The following is a 21,886-nucleotide window of genomic DNA, read 5'->3' as shown; positions in this document are numbered from 1 at the left end:
CCATGATTATCGACCTCAGTCTAATCCTGGTCATGGGCGTGCTCTACGCCGTGGGGGTCTACCTGATTCTCGACCGCTCCATGACCCGCGTGCTCCTGGGCCTGATGCTCATGACAAACGCAACCAACATCCTGATTCTGCACGCGGGAGGCCCTGCCGGCCTGGCCCCCTTCTACAGTAAAGACATTGCTGCAGAAGACTACTCCGACCCGCTCCCGCAGGCCCTGATTCTGACCGCTATCGTCATTTCCTGTGCGGTGACCGCCCTGATTCTGGGTATTATCTACCGCTCCTGGCTGCTGTCTAAGGCCGACGAAATCACCGACGACGCCGAAGATATTCGCGTGGCGGAGCAGGACGCTTTCGACAAGGAAGAGGACGCCGCCGCCGAGTTCGACGCCTCGGAGTTCGATGCCGACGAAGCGACCCGCGAAAAAGCATTCAACGAGGCAGAAGAGAAGAAGAAAATCAGTCAGACAAGCGCCCAGCAGACCGTGTCAAAGAAGGGGGACTAGCCCGTGGATATTGCCCAGCTCGCCCCCCTCTGCATCATCATTCTCTTCCTGGCGGCCGCCATCACCTTCATCTCGAAGAAAGATAGCGTGCAGCGCGTCATCGCCTTCGCCGCGGTAGCTATTACCCTGGTTTTTGAGGCCCTGCTCCTGGCCTCGGTCTGGGACGCCGCGCCCCAGACCGTGCACCTGGCAGGCTGGGAGGCCCCCTTCGGTATCACCATGGTGGTAGACCAGCTCTCAGCGCTTATGCTGGTGGTCTCGTCTACCATCTCGCTGGCGGTGCTGGTCTTTGCCACCGGTCAGAACCTGCAGGACGAGGACGACGAAGTACCCATCTCGGTCTTCTACCCCACCTACCTGCTGCTGCTGGCGGGCGTCTCTAACGCCTTCTTGGCGGGAGATCTCTTCAACCTCTACGTGGGCTTTGAGATCCTGCTCATGGCCTCCTACGTGCTGATCACCATGAACGCTAACACCCCGCGTATCCGGGCGGGCGTGACCTACGTGGTGGTTTCGGTTGTCTCATCCATGCTCTTCCTCACCGCTATCGGCTTTGTCTATGCCTCGGTGGGCACCATCAATATGGCTGACCTGTCACTGAAGCTGGGTACCCTGCCCGAGGGCACCCAGATGCAGCTGCACCTTATGCTGCTCATTGCCTTCGGCATTAAGGCCGCGGTCTTCCCGCTCTCCCTCTGGCTACCCGACTCCTACCCCACAGCCCCGGCTCCCGTAACCGCCGTCTTCGCGGGCCTGCTGACCAAAGTGGGCGTCTACGCGATTATTCGTACCGAGACCCTGCTTTTCCCCGAAGGACGCCTGGATACGCTTCTGGGGGTCGTGGCAGGTTTGACCCTGCTGGTGGGTATCCTGGGTGCCCTGGCTCAGGGTGACATTAAGCGTCTGCTCTCCTTTATCCTCATTAGCCACATCGGCTACATGATCTGGGGTATCTCGCTGGGTAACGAGCTGGGTCTGACCACCGTGGTCTTCTACATCGCCCACCACATCGTGATTCAGACCGGCCTCTTCATGGTGGTTGGCCTCGTAGAACGCCGGGCCGGTTCGACCAACGTACGCCGTTTGGGCGGCCTGATGAAGACTGCCCCCGTCCTGGCCCTGCTCTACTTCATTCCCGCCATCAACCTCGGCGGTATCCCGCCCTTCTCCGGCTTTATCGGTAAGGTCGGCTTTATTGAGGCGTCCGTAGAGAACGGTAGCGCCCTGGCCTACATCAACGCGGGCGTGGGCGTCCTGGTCTCCCTGCTGACCCTGCTGGCCCTGGCCCGTGTCTGGAACAAGGCCTTCTGGCGCCCCGCCAAGGAAGCCGAAGAGCCCACCCCCGAACTGGTCATGGCCGAGCACTCCGACGACCCCGCCCATTACGAGACCAAGCCGATTCCGGCGTCCATGATGGCCTCCACCGTCTCACTGGTTGTGGTGGGTGTGCTGATTACCCTCTTCTCAGGCCCCCTTTTCCAGCTGGCAGATAACGCCTCAGACAACCTCTTCAACCCCGACGTCTACATCAGCTCGGTTTTTGGTCCCGACGCCCCCAGCCGGGCCGAGTACCTGGAACAGCAGATCGTCGATAACAATTCCCAGGAGGTGAACCAGTGAAAAAGCCCAACCTCTCACGCGAGAGCCTGATTCACGCTATCCCGCCCTTCCTCTGGCTGGTCTTTGTCTGGTGCGCCCTCTGGCAGGACTTCTCCCTGCGTTTCATCGCCTTCGGCGCGGTGCTGGCGGCCCTGACCATGTCGGTCTTCCGGCTGCCGACCCTCTACCTGTCGAACCGCTTCAACATCTTCTATGCGGCGCGTTTTGTGGTGGAACTCTTCTGGAATATCGCCAAGGCCTCAATCGAGGTGATGTGGCTGGCCATGACCTTCCGCCCGCCCCTGCGCAACTCGGTAGTGGCAGTACAGCTACGCACCCGCTCCGACCTGCTACTGACCGCCGTCTCGCACACCATGTCGCTGATTCCCGGTTCCGTGGTGGTTGAAGTGGACCGCTCCCTGTCGGTGCTCTACTTCCACGTGCTCAACACCTCCACTCCCGAAGAAATCGAACGCTTCACCCGCCAGGTGGCCTACTTCGAAGACCTCATCATCAAGGCCGCCGGTAGCCGCGAAGAGTACGAAGCCCTCAAACAGGACGAAGAAGCCGACCGCACAGCCAGCCGAAAGGAGCACGCATGACCTGGGCTATCTGGGCCACCGGCCTGATTCTCACCCTAGCCACCTGGGGCACCGTCTACCGCATCTGGAAGGGCCCCGCCCTGCTGGATCGCGTGCTCGCCAGCGACGTGCTGCTCTCAATTCTCACGGCCGCGCTTTGCGTGCTCATGATTTATACCGACAGCCAGTTCTTCCTGATTCTGCTGGTGGCCCTGGCCATGATCGGCTTCGTAGGGTCGGTGACCGTGGCCCGCTTCGCCGATAACTCCAAGGCAGACGAGAGCACCCCGGTTTCCCGTCTACATGAAGGACGCCCCCGCCGCCGCTCCCGCAAGAAGGGCAGCAAGTACGCCCCCGGGGAGCTGGCAGAAGACACCGATAAGCAGGGGCACGATGGCGCCCACCCCGTGCGGGTAAGCAAGGACCTGGGGGAGTAAACCGTGAATCTTGATACCGTTTTCGATGCCCTGACCATCATCTGTATGATTCTGGGTGCCCTCATGTCGCTGGGTGCTGCTATTGGCCTGGTGCGCTTCCCCGACCTGCTCACCCGCCTGCACTCGGGCACTAAGCCCCAGGTTTTCGGCATGATTCTCATGCTGCTGGCTGTGGCCTTCCACTTCCGTTCCTTGGCGCTCCTGCCCGTACTGCTGGTTATCCTGCTTCTGCAGATGCTCACCATCCCCATCTCGGGGCACATGATGGGTCGCTCTGGCTACCGCAACAAGCACTTCCGCAAGGACGACCTGCGCCACGACGACCTACGTTCCCTGGTCGATGAGGTGGAGGGGAACTAGGGGACTAGCCCACGGGCGTCCGTCCGTCCCTACCCCGCAAGGGGACCAGAAAACCAAAAAAGGACCGCGAAATATGCGGTCCTTTTTTGGTTCTGCGGTCCCCTTTCAGAAGAAGAGGGGGCAGAAAGTTAGGAGGTTACGGCGTCCTTCTTTGCCTTGCGGTAGAGAGCCCAAATAACCAGGATGAAGACGACCGGAGCCAGGTAATAGCCGCCACCCTCAACCCACTGGTCACCGAAGATGCCCAGGACATCGGGGTTGCCCGCCGCTGCGATAATACCGGCGTTGACAACGCCCCACAGGGACTCGCCCACAATCATGCCGGTTGCTACCAGCACACCCATGCGCTCGGCGCCCTCAGCGTTACGCTGCTTGGCGGCCCAGCGGTTGTAGAGGAAGCCCAGCAGAGCACCGACGGGAATGATGAGAGTCAGCGCAATCGGCAGGTACATGCCCATACCGACAGCCAGGGCAGGCAGAGAATACTTGCCCTTGGTGGTAGCGGTCAGAACCTCATTGATAGCGATGATAACCACGCCGATAATAGCGCCCAAGCCCAGCAGCTCCCAGTTGAGTGAGTTACCGAAGATACCCTCGGCCACGCTGGAGAGCAGGGCAGCCTGAGGGGCTGAAAGGGCATCCTCGCCGGCACCGGGAGAGCCAGCGAAACCGAAACCGGTCAGGAGCAGCTGCAACACGGGCGGGATGATGGCCGAGCCGAAGAGAACACCGACAATCAGGGCAACCTGCTGCTTCCAGGGGGTAGCGCCAACGAGCTGGCCGGTCTTGAGGTCTTGCAGGTTGTCGTTAGAAATCGTGGCAATACCGAAGACCACAGCTGCGGTGAAGAGGGTGTAGGCCACCAGCGAGGCGGTGTCTGCGTCGTTGCCGATAACGGTCTTAATGAGCAGGGCGGCAGAGAGGACGACGATGATGCCCACACCTGAAATGGGTGAGTTAGAGGCACCAATCAGACCGGCCATGTAGCCACAGATAGAGGCAACAATCAGGCCCACGAGCAGCACGTACACGATGGAGAGAACGATGAGGGTTCCGGTGTGGTGGGCAATGGCGGTGTCCTTGACGAAGAGCCAGAGCAGCAGACCAACCGGGATCATGGCGCCAATGGTTACACCGGCGACGGTGGAGAAGGGGATGTCACGCTCGGTGATGTCAACGGTCTGGCCAGCCTGGCGGGCACGTGAAGCAACAAGAGAGTCCTTGATGCCCTTAACGATGGGGCCGATGATTTTGACGAGGGTCCAGACCGCAGCAACAGCCATGGTACCCGCACCGATGAAGCGGACGTCCCGGGAGAAGGTTGAGGAGACGACGTCTGAGATATCGCCGGACGCCGGCAGCAACCCTGAGGTGCGCATGGGCAGCAGCACGCCGTAGGAAATCAGCAAACCAACGATCATGGAGATACCGACGGCCAGGCCAACCAGGTGACCAACACCGATAAGAGCAAGGGAGAAGGAGGTGCTGACCATAGTGCCGCCTGTACCGAGGCGGAAGAACTGCGTGAAACCGCCTGCTACCGCCTTCAGAGAGGTCAGAATAGCGAAGCCAGCGGACGCCAAGGAACCCCACACAATCATACGCAGGCCCTTTTGGTTTTCTTCGTGAGAGCCCTGGTCATTGCCGACCTTGAGCACCTCAGCCGCTGCTACGCCCTCGGGGAACGGCAAATCTGAGCCGGTGACCAGTGCACGGCGTAGAGGGATGGAATAGGTAACACCCAGGACGCCGCCGATAGCGCAGACAAAAGCGGTGGTCCAGTAGGGGAAACCTGCCCACCAGCCAATCATGACCAGGCCGGGCAGCACAAAGATAATTGCAGAGAGGGTACCCGCTGCTGAAGCGATGGTCTGCACAATGTTGTTCTCCATGATGGAGTGGTTCTTGAAGTTGCGCAGAATCGCCATGGAAATCACGGCCGCGGGGATAGAGGTCGCGAAGGTGAGACCAACTTTGAGGCCCAGGTAGACGTTCGCGGCGGTGAAGACCAGGGTGATAAGACCACCGAGGATGACGGCGCGAAGGGTAAATTCGCGGACGGGGCTGGAAGACCCAGTGGGGGCTGGCGCCTCTGCTTTATGTGAGGACAAGATCAACTCGTTTCCGAAAATGTGCCAATGATGGTGCGGTTCAGGTGATGCTGCTTCTGAAGCCAGCCTCAACAATACTCCTGTGGCTTGGCATATTTAAACTTCAGCGTGCATATATGCAAGAATCTGCTGAGCCTGCGCACGGTGGTAGCTCTTGTGTGAAAACGTAAAGAGCCGGGGTAAAGCCCGGTTGCTTTAATTTAAAAGAAGGGCCCCACCGGTGCGCTGGTCCGCACGGGTGGGGCCCTGGTGCATAAGTGTTAGGCGATGACGCCGTCCACCAGCTTCTTCGCCTCAGCCTGCACCTGCGCCAGGTGGTCAGCGCCAAGGAAGGACTCCGCGTAAATCTTGTAGACATCCTCGGTACCGGAGGGACGGGCAGCGAACCAGGCGTTTTCGGTGGTGACCTTAAGCCCGCCGATAGCTGCCCCGTTGCCGGGAGCCTCGGTGAGTTTGGCGGTGATAGTTTCACCCGCCAGTTCGGAGGCGGTGACGTCCGCCGGGGAGAGCTTGGCAAGCTTAGCCTTCTGCTCGCGGTTTGCGGCGGCATCTACACGGGCGTAGGCAGGTGCACCGTATTCTGCAGCTAGCTCGGTGTAGCGCTGGGAGGGGGTCTTGCCGGTGACGGCAATAATTTCGGCAGCAAGGAGAGCCAGGATAATGCCGTCCTTGTCGGTCGTCCAGACGCTGCCGTCTCGCATCAGGAAGGAGGCGCCCGCGGACTCTTCGCCACCGAAACCGATGGTGCCGGTGCGAAGGCCGTCCACGAAGTACTTGAAACCAACGGGAACCTCAACCAGCGTGCGCCCCAGTGCAGCTGCCACGCGGTCAATCATGGACGAAGAAACCAGGGTTTTACCAACACCTGCATCTGCGGCCCAGCCGTCACGGTGGGTGTAGAGATAATCGATGGCTACCGCGAGGTAGTGGTTGGGGTTCATGAGGCCAGCATCGGGTGTAACGATGCCGTGGCGGTCGGAGTCTGCATCGTTGCCGGTAGCGATATCGTACTGATCGCGGTTGGCAATGAGGGAGGCCATGGCGTTGGGGGATGAGCAGTCCATGCGGATCTTCTCGTCCCAGTCCAGGGTCATAAAGGCCCACTGGGGGTCCACATCGGGGTTCACTACCGTCAGGTTCAGGTCGTAGTCGGTGGCGATACGCTTCCAATACTCAACGGACGCGGAACCCATCGGGTCTGCGCCGATACGGACGCCGGCAGAACGGATAGCGTCCATGTCGATGACATCGCCCAGCTCAGCAACGTAGGCACCCAGGTAGTCGTAGGTGCCGGTGGTAGCAGCTGTCTTAGCCTCTTCCAAGGGCAGACGCTTAACGTCAGCATTCTTGCCTTCCAGCAGCTCATTGGCGCGCTGGGCAATCCAGCTGGTAGCGTCGGAATCTGCGGGGCCGCCGTGAGGAGGGTTGTACTTGAAGCCACCATCTGCGGGCGGGTTATGGCTGGGGGTAATAACAATGCCGTCAGCCAGTCCGGTGTTATCAGGGTTAGCATTGTGCACAATAATTGCGCGGGAGAGCGCCGGAGTGGGCACAAAACCGTCCGCCTCATCCAGCAGCACGGTCACACCGTTAGCCGCAAGAACCTCCAAAGCGGTATCCTGCGCCGGGCCAGAGAGAGCATGGGTATCCTTACCCATAAACAGCGGCCCGGTAATACCCTGCGCGGCCCGGTACTCAGCAATCGCCTGCGAAATCGCCGCGATATGCGCATCATTAAAAGAGCTCTTCAGCGAGCTACCCCGGTGACCCGAGGTACCAAACGCTACACGCTGGGCAGGGTCAGCCAGGTCAGGGGTGCGCTCGCGGTAAGCAGCGAGCAGCTCATCAACATTGACAAGATCTTCTGGGGTGGCAAGGGTGCCGGCACGGTTTGACATAGCCTTATTAAACACTGAAGAACCAGCTACGCACCGCGCCCCGCCGTCCTCCCGGAAAATAAAGGACGAAGGGACGTTTTATGACAGGTTCCCTGCACAAAAACCGCAGTCAGGGCACGCTATTGGCTAAACCCAGGGTTCAACCTTGAAGCCTGAAAGAACCGCGCATAGGCTGAAAGAACCACTATGAAAGAGAGGTTCAGCGATGAACGAAGATATCCGCCAGGTCACCGTCGACGAAATCCCCGCAGACGCCAAAATCCTTGACGTGCGTGAAGACTACGAGTGGGTAGAAGGCCACATCGAGGGCGCCCAGCACATTCCCCTGGGCGAGGTGCCCGAACGTTACGGTGAAGTTCCCCTCGACGAGGACGTCTACGTTATCTGCCGCGCCGGTGGCCGCTCCCTGCGCGCTGCCGCCTACCTGACCCAGTACGGCTTCGACGCCATCAATGTCATCGGCGGTATGGGCGCCTGGCAGGACGCCGAAAAGCCCATGGTCTCAGAAAACGGTGAAACCCCTCAGGTTCGCTAACTACCCGCCGGCCTCGCTCGCTCGATGGCGGGTAGCTACAGTTTTACCTGCGCAAGCCACCCTTAACGCCAGCCCCGAGCCAGGCTTGCGCAGGTAAAACTTTCGCCCCGCCCCTTGGCGTCCGTTCCCAACGCGCCCGCGCAGGTAAAACCTGCGCCTGTCTCGTTACAATAAGTCGGTGACCTCTCTAACCTGTCGTGCCCTGAACTTCCCGGTAGAACCAGCCGCCGCCTTCCCCGTGCTGGCTGGTAGTTCTGCGTATGCTTTTTGGCTGGATTCAGCCCGCGACGAGTCGCCCATGTCCCGCTACTCCTACCTGGGTGCGCCACTGGGTGGGGGAGTGCTGCGCTACGCGCAGCCGGGGCAGGTTGATGTGCTCGATCCAAGCGGACGCCCGCACCAGGTTTATCGCGACAGTATTTGGCAGGTGCTCCCCGGCTTCCTGGAATCCGCGCCCCGCCCCGAACTTGGCGAGGGTCGGGACGCCCCGCCCGCCGACGTCCTGCTGGGCGGCTATGTGGGGTTTATGGGCTATGAGGTCCACGCAGACCTAGAAGTCACCGCCTTCCACAGCGAGCACCCCCAGCGGGTGGCCCGCACCCCCGACGCCCTCTGGATGCCCGCCACCCACTACCTAATCTACGAGCACGATAGCGGGAAAGCCTGGCTGGTTGGGCCTGTCGACTGGGTTGAAGAGACCGCACAAAAACTGCTTAAAACCAGCGCTTTACCTGAATATATAGCCGGTCAAGAATATGCTTCGCGGGTAGTTTTACCCGACTTCCCCCTGCCCGATCGAACGGACTATCTAGCTGCTATTGCCACAGCCCAGGCTGAGATTGCTGAGGGCAACAGCTACGAGGTGTGCCTGACGGCTGAGACCTCCCAGCAGCTGCCCACCCCGCTGGGCGCCGATGAACTTCTGAGCCTCTATCTGGCCCAGCGGCAGGCCAACGCCGCCCCCTACGCCGCCTTCCTGCGGTGCGATGACTTCACGGTGCTCTCCTCCTCGCCCGAGAAGTTCTTGACCGTCACCGCCAGCGGCCGCGCCGAAGCCAAGCCCATCAAAGGCACCGTGCCGCGGGGTGCGTCCGCTCATGAAGATGCCCAGGCGGCCGCCTGGCTCGCACGTGACCCCAAAACCCGGGCCGAAAACCTCATGATCGTGGACCTGCTCCGTAACGACCTCTCCCTGGTCTCCCACCCCGAGAGCGTGCGGGTGCCGGTGCTGATGGGGGTGGAATCCTACTCGACCGTGCACCAGCTGGTCTCGACCATCGTCTCCCAGTTGCGTCCGGGCATCACCGCCCTAGATGCGGTCGCCGCCTGCTTCCCCGGCGGCTCCATGACCGGGGCGCCCAAGGCCGCCACCATGGCCATTATCGACCGGCTTGAGGGCCGGGCCCGCGGGGTCTACTCCGGTGCCCTGGGCTACTTGGGGGCGGACGGCTCAGCCGCCCTCTCCATCGTCATCAGGACGCTGGTAGCCCACTCGGACGGCCTTATTACCCTGGCCGCTGGCGGGGCGATTGTCGCTGACTCCGACCCGGCTGCCGAATATGACGAGATGGTCACCAAGCTCCGGGCGGCTGTGCCCAGGTAGCACCTGGTAGGGGTTGCGATAAGGTAAATAACCCTGTGAGCTGTGGGGTAGGCGGAAGCCTGCCCCTCTTTTTTTAAAAAACTCTTGCGCTTCCCCGCTCTGCAACTTAGGTTAATTACATGAGTAACTAACCAACTAGCCTGCCCGCTGGGCAGGTTAGGTAACCACACAGAAGGAGGTGCTCATGCTGACCGGTGACAAGCCGATCTTCCAACAAATTGCAGACCATATCAGCAGCGAAATTCTGGCAGGAACCTATGCCGAAGAAAGCCAGGTTCCCTCCACCAACGAATTCGCTCTCTTCTACCGGATCAACCCTGCAACCGCCGGTAAAGGCGTCAACCTCCTGGTCGACCAGGGCGTTCTCTACAAGAAACGAGGTATAGGCATGTTTGTGGCAACGGGGGCACAAGACATTCTGCGCACTAACCGGCGGCGCGACTTCATTGCCGGCTACATCACCCCGCTCATTGATGAGGCCCGTACCCTGGGCCTGAGCCAGGACGAGGTTCTCACGGCCCTCCGCGCCGGTTTCAATGTTGAGGGCGGTGGAGGCGCGAGCTCCCTGCAGACCCTCGGCGAAAGCGGGGAGCAGTCATGACGGCAGTAGTACGCACCCAGGGCCTCACCAAAATCTACGGCTCCACCGCAGCCCTCTCAGACATTAACATCACCCTGGAGGAGGGGCTTATCTACGGTCTGGCCGGGCGAAACGGCTCCGGTAAGACCACCCTACTTGCTGCCCTCGTCGGGCAAGTCACCCCCACCAGCGGCTCAATCGAACTCTTTGGCTCCAAGCCGGGCGGGCGCGTCCTTGCCCGCACCCACTTTCAACGCACCCACCTGGCCTACCCCGACGGGCTGAAGGTGCGGGACGTCCTGAGACTGGCAAGCCTGGCATACCCGGCCTGGGATGAAACCCTGGCTGATACCCTCATCAAGGACTTCGCCCTCAACCCTGTGGCCAAGGCTCGCAAGCTATCCGACGGGCAGGCGTCCGCCCTGGGAATCACCGTTGCCCTCGCCAGCCGGGCAGAACTCACCCTCATGGATGAACCCTACTCCGGCCTCGACCCTGTCGCCCGCACCATTTTCTATGACCGGCTCCTAGCTGACTTTGCCCTCAATCCACGCACTATCGTCCTCTCCACCCACCTGCTCAACGAAATTGCGCCCCTGCTAGACCGAGTGCTGATGCTCCGTGACGGCACCCTCGTGCTCGACGGGTCCCACGATGAGGCCGCCACCAGTGCCCACGAAATTGCCGGTAGCCAGGACGCTATCAACGTCTACCTAGCCCGTACCGGACTAGCGGACGCCGTTGCCCGGCAGCGCTCAATCGGCTCGCTGGTCACAGCCCTGCTCGCCGCTCCGCTCACTGAAACGAACGAACAGCTTGCGGCCTCGCTCGGGGTTCACATTCAGCCCGTCAGCCTGCAAGACTCCCTAGCTGTACACAGCGACGCCACCTACTCACCCCTACTTGAGCCTCAAGGAGGTCGCCATGACTAGCACACTTCACGCTGAGCCCCTCTGCCCAGCTTTACCGGAAGCACGGCTCGCCCGTACCGGGGGAGGTGCTCGTACCGTCTTCCGGATGCTCCTGACCGAACGCGCTACCAGCACTTTGCTTCCCCTGTTCCTGCCGCTCGGCGTTGCAGTACTTATGCTGGGACTCGCTTGGGTTCACGCGGTTCTGACCGGCCACTCGCTGGCGGACTACAGCGGCTTCATTAACCACAACTCTATGCAGGTCATTATCATGCCCCTGGTTCTGGGTGTGACTATGCTCCTCAGCTACCGGTCACATGCCCGGCTCATACTGGGGATGGGGCTAGGGCGCTGGGACTACTTCCGTGGCTACCTCTCCTTAGCCCTCTACCGGGCGGCCCTTGCCACACTGGTCTACGCTGTAACCCTTGCCCTCGAATTGCTGAACAAGGGCTATGGGCGCGGGTGGCAGGTGTTCAACCAGGACTTCGATACCTGGTCGTTTGCCTTTGATAAGACCTACAGCACCCTGGGGCGTACATACGCGGTAACAGATTACCTAGCTACCTGGTTTATCGTCCTGCTGGCTGTGCAGGTGGCAGCCCTCTTTATTGCCATAGTCTCCCTACGCTGGGGGTCTCTGGCGATGTGCCTGATGCTGTGTGTAGTGGTCCTGCTCATCTTCAATATTTCCCGTCAGCTCTTCGGTGCAACTGCCTGGGATATGGGTATTGGCACCCTCTGGGGCCAGTTCCATTCCGATTACGATACCTACAACGTCTGGGAGCTAGCTGCAGCTCAGGGCGGCGTCGCTGACCGGGATATCTCTGTATTTGATCATCCTCCCCTTGAGTTGATCGTGTGGAAGTACGGTTTGCTCGTCTTCCCCCTCTGCGCCGCCTACCTGCTCTCCGCTGTGAGCTGGGCCCGAGCGTCCCTACGCTAACCTGCCCTGCCTGCTACCCCCTAAAAAGTGCAAGTGCCTGTCACTTTTCACGGGGCACTTGCACTTTTCGCGGGGTAAATATCTGCCGGTCTACTAGACTAAAAAGCATGACTAACCTCTCCACCACCCTCCCCATCGAAGAAGCCCGCGAACGTCTACGCGAGCTCATCAGCGAACTGGCCGTCGTGCGCGGCAAGGTCACCCTGGCCTCCGGTAAGGAAGCCGACTACTACGTCGACCTGCGCCGTATCACCCTGCACCACGAGGCCTCCCGCCTGGTCGGCCAGGTCATGCTCGACCTGCTCGACTCAGCCGGTATCGAGTTTGACGCCGCAGGCGGCCTGACCATGGGCGCTGACCCCGTCGGCCACGCCATCATGCGCACCGCCGGCGACCAGGGTCGCGCCATCGACACCTTCGTGGTGCGTAAGGCCCAGAAGTCCTACGGCATGGGCCGTCAGGTTGAGGGCCCCTCGGTTGAAGGACGCCGCGTGGTAGCTGTCGAGGACACCTCCACCACCGGTGGTTCCGCTCTTACCGCCGTCGAGGCCCTGCGCAAGGCAGGTGCCGAGGTGGTGGCCGTTGCCGTCATCGTTGACCGTGCCACCGGTGCCAAGGAGCACATCGAAGAGGTTGCGGGCGTTCCCTGCCTCTATGCCTACTCCAAGACCGACCTGGGCCTGGACTAAGTGGCAGACCTAGAAGCAACCGAGCCCGAAAGCGAGAGCCCGGAGCGGGAAATCGGCGTCGGCCCCTGGGAAGGTGAATGGCCAGAGGGCGACCACTGGGACCCCGAGCTGCTGCGCGAGGGAGACCGCCGCAACGTCCTTGACCACTACCGCTACTGGACCATGGACGCCATCATCGCCGACCTCGATACCCGCCGCCACTCCTTCCACGTAGCCATCGAAAACTGGCAGCACGACCTCAACATCGGCACCGTGGTGCGCACCGCTAACGCCTTTTTGGCGAAAGAAGTGCACATTATCGGCAAGAAGCGCTGGAACCGACGCGGGGCTATGGTGACCGACCGCTACCAGCACGTGCGCCATCACCCTACCGTCGAAGACTTTGTGACCTGGGCGAAGGGTGAGGGGCTTGCCATCATCGGCATCGACATCTTCCCCGACTCCAAGCAGCTGGAAACCTACGACCTACCCAAGGACTGCGTCCTGGTCTTTGGTCAGGAGGGGCCCGGCCTGTCAGAGGAGATTCACGCGGCCGCCGAGGCAACCCTGTCTATCGAGCAGTACGGCTCTACCCGGTCTATGAACGCAGCAACCGCCGCCGGCATTGCCATGCATGCCTGGATACGCCGTCACGAGTTCGGCCAGCGCGTCAGCTAAGCCCGAGAGCGGACGCCCGCCCCGCCGGCGTCTACCGAACCTGCCCGCTGCGGCGCCCACCGGCGTCCGCTGGCGCTGAGTGCCCACGAGAGTCGCGGAGTGCCCACGATTCTTGTGGGCACTCCGCGATTTTCATAAGCACTTGCATTTCTGCAAAAACTTTCCCCCTGAAGTATTTTATTAATGTACTAGCGGGTCTAGAATAGCTCTGTAGGCGAAAGACGAGAGCAAAGAGGTGCAGCATGGCTACGAAACCAGAACCCAACAAGAACCCCCAGGGTGCACCCGCTACCCAGTTGCCCACCACCAGCAGCCCGCGCAAGCTCATGACGGCCCTGCTCACCCCGCTTTTCATGGCCCTCATGGCTATCTCGGTGGTCAATGTCGCCCTCACCCCTATCGGGCACTCCCTCAACGCGGGGTCCAGCCAAACCCAGTGGGTCGTCTCCGGCTACGCCCTGGCTTTTGGCGTGCCCCTGGTTGCCGCCGGTCGTATCGGCGACGCCACCGGCCGCCGCCGCATGTTCATGATCGGGGTTTCCTTCTTCACCCTGGGCTCCCTGCTCAGCGCCGTCGCACCCACCATCGAAATCCTCATCGCCGCCCGCGTGCTCCAGGGCCTCGGCGCAGGCTTCTTCAACCCCCAAACCACGGGCATCATCCAGGCCAACTTCACCGGCCAGGCCCGCGCCCGCGCCTACGGCATGTTCGGTACGGTGGTAGCGCTCGCCGTCATTGTGGGGCCGGTACTCGGAGGCTTCCTCATCCAGATTTTCGGGGACTCCCTGGGCTGGCGCATGATGTTCCTGGTCAACGTGCCCATCGGTCTTGCCGGTTTGCTACTGGCCCGTCTCTGGGTACCCAACGACCGGCCGTCCGCCCCCTCGCAGCGCGCCCGCCTCGACCTAGACCCCGTCGGTATGATCGTCCTGGCCCTGGCAATCTTCGCGGTACTCTTCCCCTTCGTCGAGCGCAGCGGCAACCCACTGGTCTGGGCGGTTCTGCCCGTCGGTCTTGCCCTCATCGCCTTCTTTATTGCCTGGGAAAAGCGCTATAAGAAGGCCGGACGCCCGCCCATGCTCGACATTGATTTGGTGACCAAGCCGGCTTTCCGCAACGGCATTATGATCGTGACCCTCTACTTCTTGGGCAATACCAGCGTCTGGCTGGTGATCCCCATTTACGTACAGAACCACCTGGGCCAAAGCGCGCTGACCGCCGCGCTGATTACCATTCCCTCCTCCCTGCTGTCTGCCTTTGCAGCTCCCTGGGCAGGACGCCGCGTGCTGGCTATGGGGCGCCGTATGGTGATGCTGGGGTTCGGGTTGTCGCTCACCTCGATTGTGGCCACCATGCTCACCGTGACCCCGGTGGAACAGGGCCTGCTACCGGTGTGGGCCCTGGCTGTGCCCCTGATTCTGATTGGTGCCGGTGGTGGTCTGGTGATTTCTCCCAACCAGACCCTGACCCTGGCGTCCGTGCCTCCCGCCATCAGCGGCGTAGCGGGCGGCGTGCTCTCTCTCGGCCAGCGTATGGGCACCGCGATCGGTACCGCCATCATTCCCTCAATCCTCTACGGCCTGGTAGAGTCGGGTGCCCACTGGAACGTCGGGCTCATAGCCTCCTTCGGCGCTATCGTGCTCACCCTCTCGCTCGGTCTGACCTTCACTATCGCTGACCGTCGCCGCGAACTGCGCGAGGGGTAACACTAGCCCGCGCCCGCTTCATAAAAGTGCTTATCAGGTACAGTAAAAACATTCCCTGTACACACATTCCGCCTAGGTTAGCCGTTTCTTAACCAGAGCAGCTACCTACGGCATCAGCACACACAATGGAGTGAGGTTGATATGGACAAGCCCCACATCACGGGTGACCACCTGCAAAAATACAGTGCAGCTCCCACCCAGGCCATAGACCAGATTCACCGCTCGCGCGGCTCCCAGGCGCCAGAGGTTGAAGCCGGCGAACGCAAAAAGCGCCTCATCGGACTCTTCGGCGGCCTGCTTGCAGCCGCCCTGGTTTACGTCATCATGCCCGGCGACGTACCCGACGCCGCGCGCCTGACCGCAGCCACCGCCGTCCTGATGGGGGCCTGGTGGATGACCGAGGCCCTGCCCATTCCCGCCACCGCCCTGCTGCCGCTGGTGATTTTTCCCGTCTTCAACAGTGAAGTAAAAATCAACGACATCGGCGCTAGCTACGGCAACAACATCATCTTCCTCTTTATGGGCGGCTTCCTGCTGGCCCTGGCCATGCAGCGCTGGAACCTACACCGTCGCATCGCCCTGCTCACCCTCAAGGTCATGGGCACCAAGCCCTCCATGATGGTTGCGGGCTTCATGGTAGCCACCGGCTTTCTCTCCATGTGGGTCTCGAACACCGCCACCGCCGTCATGATGATCCCCATCGGTGTCTCCGTGCTCATGCTGATTGCCCAGGCCAGCGGCACCACCGAAATTAAAATTGAGGACGGCGCATCCCCCGACGACCAGGCCGTCAAGGACGCCGTGATCAAGTCTGACTTCGGAACCGCCCTCATGCTGGGTATCGCCTACGCCGCCTCCATCGGCTCTCTCGGCACCCTGATCGGCACCCCGCCCAACACCCTGCTCGCCGGTTACATGGCAGACACCCACGACGTGCACATCGGCTTTGGTCAGTGGATGCTGGTGGGCGTACCTCTGTCGGTGATCGTGCTCTTTGTCTGCTGGTTCCTGCTCACCAAGGTGCTCTTCAAACCCGAAATTAAAGAGATTCCCGGCGGTAAGAAACTCATCGCCAACGAATACGCCAAACTCGGTGCCATGAGCTCGGGCGAACTGCGCGTGCTCATCATCTTTATCGTTGCCGCCCTGGCCTGGATTTTCGTCCCTATCATCTGGTCTAAATCACCACCCATCACCGATGCCGGCATCGCCGTCGCCGTCGGCCTGCTGCTCTTTGCACTACCCGCCGGTGGCACCGCCAACAAGGGCGTGCGCCTTATCGACTGGGAAACCGCAACCAAGCTGCCCTGGGGCGTCCTGCTCCTCTTCGGCGGCGGCCTAGCCCTCTCCGGCCAGTTCACCAGCTCCGGCCTCACCCAGTGGATCGGCGACTCCGTTGGCGCTCTCGGCACCCTGCCCATCCTCATCATCGTGCTGCTGGTGACCACCGGCGTTATCTTCCTCACCGAACTCACCAGTAACACCGCCACCGCAGCCACCTTCCTGCCCGTCGCTGGCGGCATCGCCATGGGCATGGGCTACGACCCCATGCTGCTTGCCATCCCCGTCGCCCTCGCCGCCACCTGCGCCTTCATGCTCCCCGTAGCGACCCCGCCCAACGCCATTGCCTACGGCTCGGGCTACGTCACCATCGGGCAGATGGTCAAGGGCGGCCTCTGGCTCAACCTCTTCTCCATCGTGGTGATCACCGCGGTGACCATGACCCTGGCCATGTGGATCTTCGCGCTGTAAACCGTATTCAAAAGGTTTGGCAGGCTCGCGCTGGCTGCGACCCCGCTTCACTCACCTTTTGAATACTCCTCACTAAACCCATAAAAACCCAACGCCCTAACACCGGCAAGCACCAAAAGCCGGTGTTAGGGTGCTTAAGACCCCCAGAAATACATGGTTTTCTGTGGGTTTATGTCCGAAATTAGTGTGGGAAACCTACCCTTTCCCGCCGCGCCCTTGGTAAACTGAAAAGCAGGCAGGCGCTCGCCCCGCGCGTCCTCACAAGGCACCGGGCGCAGCACCAACTCACACCAGGCCACCAACCGGGTGGCCCCACCGACAACCAAGGAGTCAGCATGCCTATTGCAACCCCTGAAGTCTACGCAGAAATGCTCGAAAACGCCCGCGCCAAGGGCTTTGCGTACCCCGCAGTCAACGTCACCTCTTCACAGACCCTGAACGCAGCTATCCGCGGCTTCGCAGAAGCAGGCTCAGACGGCATCATCCAGGCCTCCACCGGTGGCGCCGCCTACTGGTCAGGCCCCAACAAGAAGAACATGGTTGTCGGCTCCCTCGCCTTCGCTGCCTACGCACGCGAAGTTGCCAAGCAGTACGACGTCAACATCGCCCTGCACACCGACCACTGCCCCCAGGACAAGCTCGACGACTTCGTGCTGCCCCTGCTCGCAGAATCAGAGAAGGCTGTAGCCCGCGGCGAAGACCCCATCTTCAACTCCCACATGTGGGATGGCTCCGCTATCTCCCTCGAAGAGAACCTCAAGATCGCTCAGGAACTGATCGAGCGCACCTCCAAGAACCACCAGGTTCTCGAAGTTGAAATCGGCGCAGTTGGCGGCGAAGAAGACGGCGTTGAAGGCGCTATCGACGACTCCCTCTACACCACCGTTGAAGACGCCATCAAGACCGTTGAGGCCATCGGCCTGGGCGAAAAGGGCACCTACATGGCAGCCCTGACCTTCGGTAACGTCCACGGCGTTTACAAGCCCGGTAACGTTCACCTGCGCCCCGAACTGCTCAAGGAAATCCAGACCGAGGTCGGCGCCAAGTACGGCAAGGGCGAAAAGCCCTTCTTCCTGGTCTTCCACGGCGGTTCAGGCTCCACCGAGCAGGAAATTGCAGACGCAGTTTCCTACGGTGTTATCAAGATGAACATCGACACCGACACCCAGTACGCCTACACCCGCCCCGTTGTGGATCATATGCTCCGCAACTACGATGGCGTGCTTAAGGTTGATGGCGAGGTCGGCAACAAGAAGACCTACGACCCCCGCGTATGGGGTGCAGCTGCTGAAGCTGGCATGGCCGCTCGCGTGGTTGAGGCTGCCCAGCAGCTCGGCTCCGCTGGTACCTCCGGCAAGTAAGCTCTGCTACTAGGCTCGTTAGCCTAGACTAAAGGCGCCGGACGCTCCCGCTTGTGCGGGTGCGTCCGGCGCCTTTGTGTTGTGGTGGTGAATGTGCCGCGAAGTGCGGACGCCGGCCCCGGCTAGACGATGGAAAGGAAGGTCATGATGTTCACCAGGTTGGTGAAGTCAATGAACATGCCACCGACGATGGGCAGGATGAAGAAGGCCAGCTTGGAGGCCTTGTACTTGGTGACCAAGGAGGCCATGTTGGCGATGCCGTTGGGGGTTGCACCCATGCCGAAGCCGCAGTGGCCGGCGGTGAGGATGGCGGCGTCGTAGTCTGCACCCATGGCTCGGAAGGTGACGAAGTTAGCCCAAAACCACATGAGCGCAATCTGGGCCAGGAGCAGCACAATGAGGGGGATAGCCAGCTCAGCCAGCTGCCAGAGCTGCACGTTCATGAGCGCCATTGCCAAAAAGACGTTGAGGCCGATGTTGCCCAAAACTTCGACTTCCTGCTCGGGTACGAGCTCGTGGTATTCCTTGGAGTTGCGGCGGTCGCTGATGTAGCGCAGGGCGATGGCGATAATCATGGGGCCCATGTAACTGGGGAAGGCGGCGCGGTCGGTGAGCTGGCCGACCAGGTAGTTGAGGGCTTCGGTCAGGTAGCTACCGATGAACATGGCAACCAGGATCATGATGAAGCCGTGCAGGATGCTGTCGGCGTTGAGTTTGCGCGGGCGCACGGTCAGCAGGGCGGTGTTGATGTTGACCTGGTGGGAGGGTTCCTTCTCGAGCAGGTTGTGCTTGATGATTAGGCGGTTGGCGACGGGGCCACCCATGAGTGAGCCGGCGATGAGGCCGAAGGTTGCGGCGGTGTAGGCGACGGTTTCTGCGCCGGTGACGCCGGAGGCTTCAACGAGCGGGGCGATACCGCCGGAGACGCCGTGGCCGCCGGTCATGGGGGTGGAGCCGGTCATGAGCGCCAGGGCTGGGTCGACGTTGACCACGGGGGCGACCAGGACGGCCACGATGTTCTGGGCGATACAGAGACCCGTTGCTACCAGCAGGAAGAGGCCTACCTTTGAGCCGGCTGACTTGAGCACCTTGAGTGAGGCGCCGTAGCCGACCGAGGTGAAGAAGATGACCATGAAGAAGCTCTGCAGGGTGGTGTCGAATTTGACGGTCAAAATCCCGGTCTGGTTGAGAACCAGGTTGACCAGGGAGAAAAGGAAGCCGCCGATCACGGGTGAGGGGATAGCGAAGCGCTGGAAGAAGTAGAAGCGGTTCTTAATCCACATACCGAGCAGGAGCAGCATTACTGCCCAGCCGGCGGACTGAACCATGGTGAGTTCAAGCGTCATAGGAGTCTCTCTGTATCTATGTGATCGTGTGTGTTTTCCACTTCGTCGGCGAAGTTGACCTCTCACACTATACGGGACACCTCGGTGTGGTGCGGCTGGGTTTTCGTCACAGCGGGGTGCGCGGACGCCTGCCGTCGGCAGGTGCGGGAGTAGCTGGCGGGCGGAGCTAGGCCTAAATACAAAAAAGGGGGTTTTTGGGAGTTAGGGGCGCTTGGTTATGGTGCTATCTCCCAAAATGGGGTGTTTTTGGGAGATAGGGTGGCATAAGATTTCCTGTAACTACCAAAAAGATGAGATCTTGGGAGATAGGGGAGCATGAAAAAATACCGGAGCCTCAAATCCATTTTTCACCAGTTCGACCGGCAGACCGCTGAAAAGTACGCGCAAGACCGCCGCGAGATGGGCTACGAAACTGGCTTTATGGTGGGCGAGCATAGCCTGTTCTATGCGGTGACCCCTCAGCTTCTTCTTCTACAGGAACAGATTCTGCTGAATGAGAGAATGCTTGAAGAACTAGCAGCTAGCCTTCCTGCGACTGCCCGGGCGAGTTATCTCTATGAACTTATTACTCAGGAAATCTCAGCGACGAACGAGATTGAGGGGGTGCGGTCAACCAGGCAAGAGATCCAGGAGGCTCTCGAGGCTGAGCCTTCTGACAATAAGAAGTTTAGAGAGATAGCCCGTCTCTACATGGAGCTCTCCCAGGGCAAAGTAAATGTGCCGCGCTCTTTAGAAGAGATACGAGCAACCTACGACCGCCTCTTCGGCGCAGAGATTGCCGATGAGGATCGGCCTGATGGCAGACTGTTTAGAGCTGGCCCTGTCTATGTGCATGATGGCTCAGGTGCAATTATTCATGCCGGGGCCCGCGGTGAAGATGCCCTCGAACAGCAGCTGCAGGCTATGTTGGACCATCTTGAGAGTGCTGATGTTCCTTTTCTTCTGTCGCGGGCTGTTTCTCACTTTATGTTTGAGGCGGCTCACCCCTTCTACGACGGTAACGGGCGGTTTGGGCGTTTTCTGTTGAGCGCCCAGCTGCAAGAGGTACTCTCGACCTACACGGTGCTTACGCTCTCACGCGTTGTGAACCAGAAAAAAGAGGAGTACCACAGGGCCTTTAGCGATGTTGAAGAGCCCCTTAACTACGGTGAGGTTACCTCTTTTGCACATGTCATTCTAGGGCTTATTTATACTGCCCAGCGTGAGCTTCTGCATGATTTTGGGCAGAAGAAACAGCTGATACAGGCACTGCGTGAACGGGTTGATGGTCTTAAAGAGGGTAGCTCTGAACTGGGGTCTGATGTATGTGAGGTGCTTTTTATTGTGGGGCAGACCTACCTGTTGAGCGGTGGCCGCGGGCTTTCCTGGGATGAGCTGACCCAGATGTTAGAAAAGTCGCGCAACACAGTTAGGGCCTACCTCGAGGAACTAGAGCAGCAAAAACTCATTGAGCGCACCTCGTCCCGCCCATTGCGCGTGCGGTTGAGTGAGGCAGGTAAGACCCTACTTTTCCCCGGGCACGCGTAGACTTTTTGTAGTTACAAGAATTTGAGTTGAATGGAGTACCCATGTCACTTGCCGGTAAGAACCTGCTAGATGGCCCCGCCCCCACCCTGCTGCCTGAGGAGCCGGAGCTGACGGCCCGCGTCCGCGCCGGTGAAGCTCCTGCCGACCTTGCGCAGGCCTTCCCCAAGTCGTCGCTGGCCTGGGCCCTGCTGGCCGAAGAAACCTTGAGCGCCGGTAGGACCCTTGAAGCCTACGCCTATGCACGTGTGGGCTACCACCGCGGTCTGGACGCCCTGCGCGGCAATGGCTGGCGCGGGCACGGCCCGATTCCGGTGAGCCATGAACCGAACCGGGGCTTCCTGAAGGCCCTGCTGATTCTGGGTCAGACTGCAGCAGCAATTGGCGAGACGGACGAGGCTGAGCGTATTGAGAAGTTCCTGAACGACTCCGACCCGGCTGCCGCCGCCGAGCTGGCCTAGGTTGTATCTAGGTTCTCCAGTGGCTCTAGATGTTGAGTAGATTACCTTGAGCAGGCTCAACACTTGAGCAGAAATCGGGTAGACTATAGAGCAACATTCATCCCCGTTGCGTACGGTCCTTTGTGACTGGCTGATCCGTTAGCCGTGTACGCTACGGGGATTTTTCTATAAAATTTAGACATGATTCTGGGTTATAGGCAGAAAAGTGTGTCCCACCCCGGGCGCGTCACCCACCACGACCACCCCAACCACGCCGCACCACCACACCCTCACCCACAACAAACACACCCCGCAACTCATCCAAAGAACGCCCC

20 protein-coding genes are annotated in these 21,886 nt (G+C 60.5%); 17 read left to right on the top strand and 3 right to left on the bottom strand.

Annotated elements, in window-relative coordinates; translation table 11 throughout:
- The first annotated feature begins 2 nt into the window (after positions 1 to 2).
- From L6758_RS10530 to mnhG, 5 genes are read left to right on the top strand one after another with little or no spacing between them, the layout of a single operon-like run.
- Positions 3 to 515: a Na(+)/H(+) antiporter subunit C gene (locus L6758_RS10530; RefSeq protein ID WP_237206033.1), complete on the top strand. Its 513-nt coding sequence runs from the start codon at positions 3 to 5 to the stop codon at positions 513 to 515.
- 3 nt (positions 516 to 518) lie between these two features.
- Positions 519 to 2,135 (top strand): Na+/H+ antiporter subunit D, encoded by a 1,617-nt coding sequence (locus L6758_RS10525; RefSeq protein ID WP_237206034.1) that lies wholly within the window; start codon positions 519 to 521, stop codon positions 2,133 to 2,135.
- A complete protein-coding gene (locus tag L6758_RS10520; protein ID WP_237206035.1) occupies positions 2,132 to 2,716 on the top strand; it encodes a Na+/H+ antiporter subunit E in 585 nt (194 codons plus the stop codon). Before L6758_RS10525 ends, L6758_RS10520 begins: the two co-directional genes overlap by 4 nt.
- Complete coding sequence (locus tag L6758_RS11060; protein ID WP_336603557.1) at positions 2,713 to 3,132, top strand: monovalent cation/H+ antiporter complex subunit F; 420 nt, start codon at positions 2,713 to 2,715, stop codon at positions 3,130 to 3,132. Before L6758_RS10520 ends, L6758_RS11060 begins: the two co-directional genes overlap by 4 nt.
- Positions 3,133 to 3,135: 3 nt before the next feature.
- The gene (gene mnhG, locus L6758_RS10510; RefSeq protein ID WP_237206036.1) at positions 3,136 to 3,492 is read left to right on the top strand and encodes a monovalent cation/H(+) antiporter subunit G; all 357 of its coding nucleotides are present in this window, start codon (positions 3,136 to 3,138) and stop codon (positions 3,490 to 3,492) included.
- Positions 3,493 to 3,620: 128 nt separating this feature from the next.
- On the opposite strand, the gene L6758_RS10505 is transcribed toward mnhG, so the two are convergent.
- Entirely contained in the window at positions 3,621 to 5,603 is a 1,983-nt protein-coding gene (locus L6758_RS10505) for an OPT family oligopeptide transporter (RefSeq protein ID WP_237206037.1), read from the bottom strand.
- A 260-nt stretch (positions 5,604 to 5,863) separates the two neighbouring features.
- On the bottom strand, positions 5,864 to 7,501 hold the full coding sequence (gene pgm / locus L6758_RS10500; protein WP_237206038.1) for a phosphoglucomutase (alpha-D-glucose-1,6-bisphosphate-dependent): 1,638 nt from the start codon (positions 7,499 to 7,501) through the stop codon (positions 5,864 to 5,866).
- 205 nt (positions 7,502 to 7,706) lie between these two features.
- Between pgm and L6758_RS10495 the strand changes: the two genes are divergently transcribed.
- The 10 genes from L6758_RS10495 to fbaA all read left to right on the top strand — a co-directional run bounded on the left by L6758_RS10495 (position 7,707) and on the right by fbaA (position 18,241).
- Positions 7,707 to 8,036 carry a rhodanese-like domain-containing protein gene (locus L6758_RS10495; RefSeq protein WP_237196268.1) on the top strand — a complete coding sequence of 110 codons (330 nt, stop codon included), beginning with the start codon at positions 7,707 to 7,709 and terminating at the stop codon, positions 8,034 to 8,036.
- A gap of 178 nt (positions 8,037 to 8,214) precedes the next feature.
- The gene (locus tag L6758_RS10490; RefSeq protein WP_237206039.1) at positions 8,215 to 9,639 is read left to right on the top strand and encodes an anthranilate synthase component I family protein; all 1,425 of its coding nucleotides are present in this window, start codon (positions 8,215 to 8,217) and stop codon (positions 9,637 to 9,639) included.
- A 184-nt stretch (positions 9,640 to 9,823) separates the two neighbouring features.
- On the top strand, positions 9,824 to 10,240 hold the full coding sequence (locus L6758_RS10485) for a GntR family transcriptional regulator (protein ID WP_237206040.1): 417 nt from the start codon (positions 9,824 to 9,826) through the stop codon (positions 10,238 to 10,240).
- A complete protein-coding gene (locus L6758_RS10480; RefSeq protein WP_237206041.1) occupies positions 10,237 to 11,151 on the top strand; it encodes an ATP-binding cassette domain-containing protein in 915 nt (304 codons plus the stop codon). The genes L6758_RS10485 and L6758_RS10480 overlap by 4 nt, the downstream gene beginning before the upstream one ends.
- Positions 11,144 to 12,076, top strand: a complete 933-nt coding sequence (locus L6758_RS10475) for a hypothetical protein (protein ID WP_237206042.1) — start codon at positions 11,144 to 11,146, stop codon at positions 12,074 to 12,076. Before L6758_RS10480 ends, L6758_RS10475 begins: the two co-directional genes overlap by 8 nt.
- A gap of 107 nt (positions 12,077 to 12,183) precedes the next feature.
- Positions 12,184 to 12,765: an orotate phosphoribosyltransferase gene (pyrE, locus tag L6758_RS10470; RefSeq protein ID WP_237187354.1), complete on the top strand. Its 582-nt coding sequence runs from the start codon at positions 12,184 to 12,186 to the stop codon at positions 12,763 to 12,765.
- On the top strand, positions 12,766 to 13,422 hold the full coding sequence (locus tag L6758_RS10465) for a TrmH family RNA methyltransferase (protein WP_237199168.1): 657 nt from the start codon (positions 12,766 to 12,768) through the stop codon (positions 13,420 to 13,422).
- 242 nt (positions 13,423 to 13,664) lie between these two features.
- Positions 13,665 to 15,128: an MFS transporter gene (locus tag L6758_RS10460; RefSeq protein ID WP_237206043.1), complete on the top strand. Its 1,464-nt coding sequence runs from the start codon at positions 13,665 to 13,667 to the stop codon at positions 15,126 to 15,128.
- Between the two features lie 141 nt (positions 15,129 to 15,269).
- Positions 15,270 to 16,880, top strand: coding sequence for an SLC13 family permease (locus L6758_RS10455; RefSeq protein WP_237206044.1), 1,611 nt, complete (start codon positions 15,270 to 15,272; stop codon positions 16,878 to 16,880).
- A 335-nt stretch (positions 16,881 to 17,215) separates the two neighbouring features.
- Positions 17,216 to 18,241, top strand: a complete 1,026-nt coding sequence (gene fbaA / locus L6758_RS10450; protein WP_237196277.1) for a class II fructose-bisphosphate aldolase — start codon at positions 17,216 to 17,218, stop codon at positions 18,239 to 18,241.
- Between the two features lie 122 nt (positions 18,242 to 18,363).
- Here fbaA and L6758_RS10445 read toward each other — a convergent pair whose 3' ends face one another.
- Positions 18,364 to 19,587 carry a sodium/glutamate symporter gene (locus L6758_RS10445; RefSeq protein ID WP_237206045.1) on the bottom strand — a complete coding sequence of 408 codons (1,224 nt, stop codon included), beginning with the start codon at positions 19,585 to 19,587 and terminating at the stop codon, positions 18,364 to 18,366.
- Between the two features lie 315 nt (positions 19,588 to 19,902).
- On the opposite strand from L6758_RS10445, the gene L6758_RS10440 reads away from it, so the two are divergent.
- Both L6758_RS10440 and L6758_RS10435 read left to right on the top strand, forming a co-directional pair.
- The gene (locus L6758_RS10440; protein ID WP_237206046.1) at positions 19,903 to 21,114 is read left to right on the top strand and encodes a Fic family protein; all 1,212 of its coding nucleotides are present in this window, start codon (positions 19,903 to 19,905) and stop codon (positions 21,112 to 21,114) included.
- A 41-nt stretch (positions 21,115 to 21,155) separates the two neighbouring features.
- Positions 21,156 to 21,572 carry a DUF3151 domain-containing protein gene (locus L6758_RS10435; protein WP_135012220.1) on the top strand — a complete coding sequence of 139 codons (417 nt, stop codon included), beginning with the start codon at positions 21,156 to 21,158 and terminating at the stop codon, positions 21,570 to 21,572.
- The last annotated feature ends 314 nt before the right edge of the window (positions 21,573 to 21,886 follow it).

This window comes from Rothia nasimurium (assembly GCF_928382285.1).
GTDB lineage: Bacteria > Actinomycetota > Actinomycetes > Actinomycetales > Micrococcaceae > Rothia > Rothia nasimurium_E.
The sequence above is the reverse complement of the archived record's forward strand: the minus strand, read 5'-3'. Positions and strand labels throughout refer to the sequence as shown.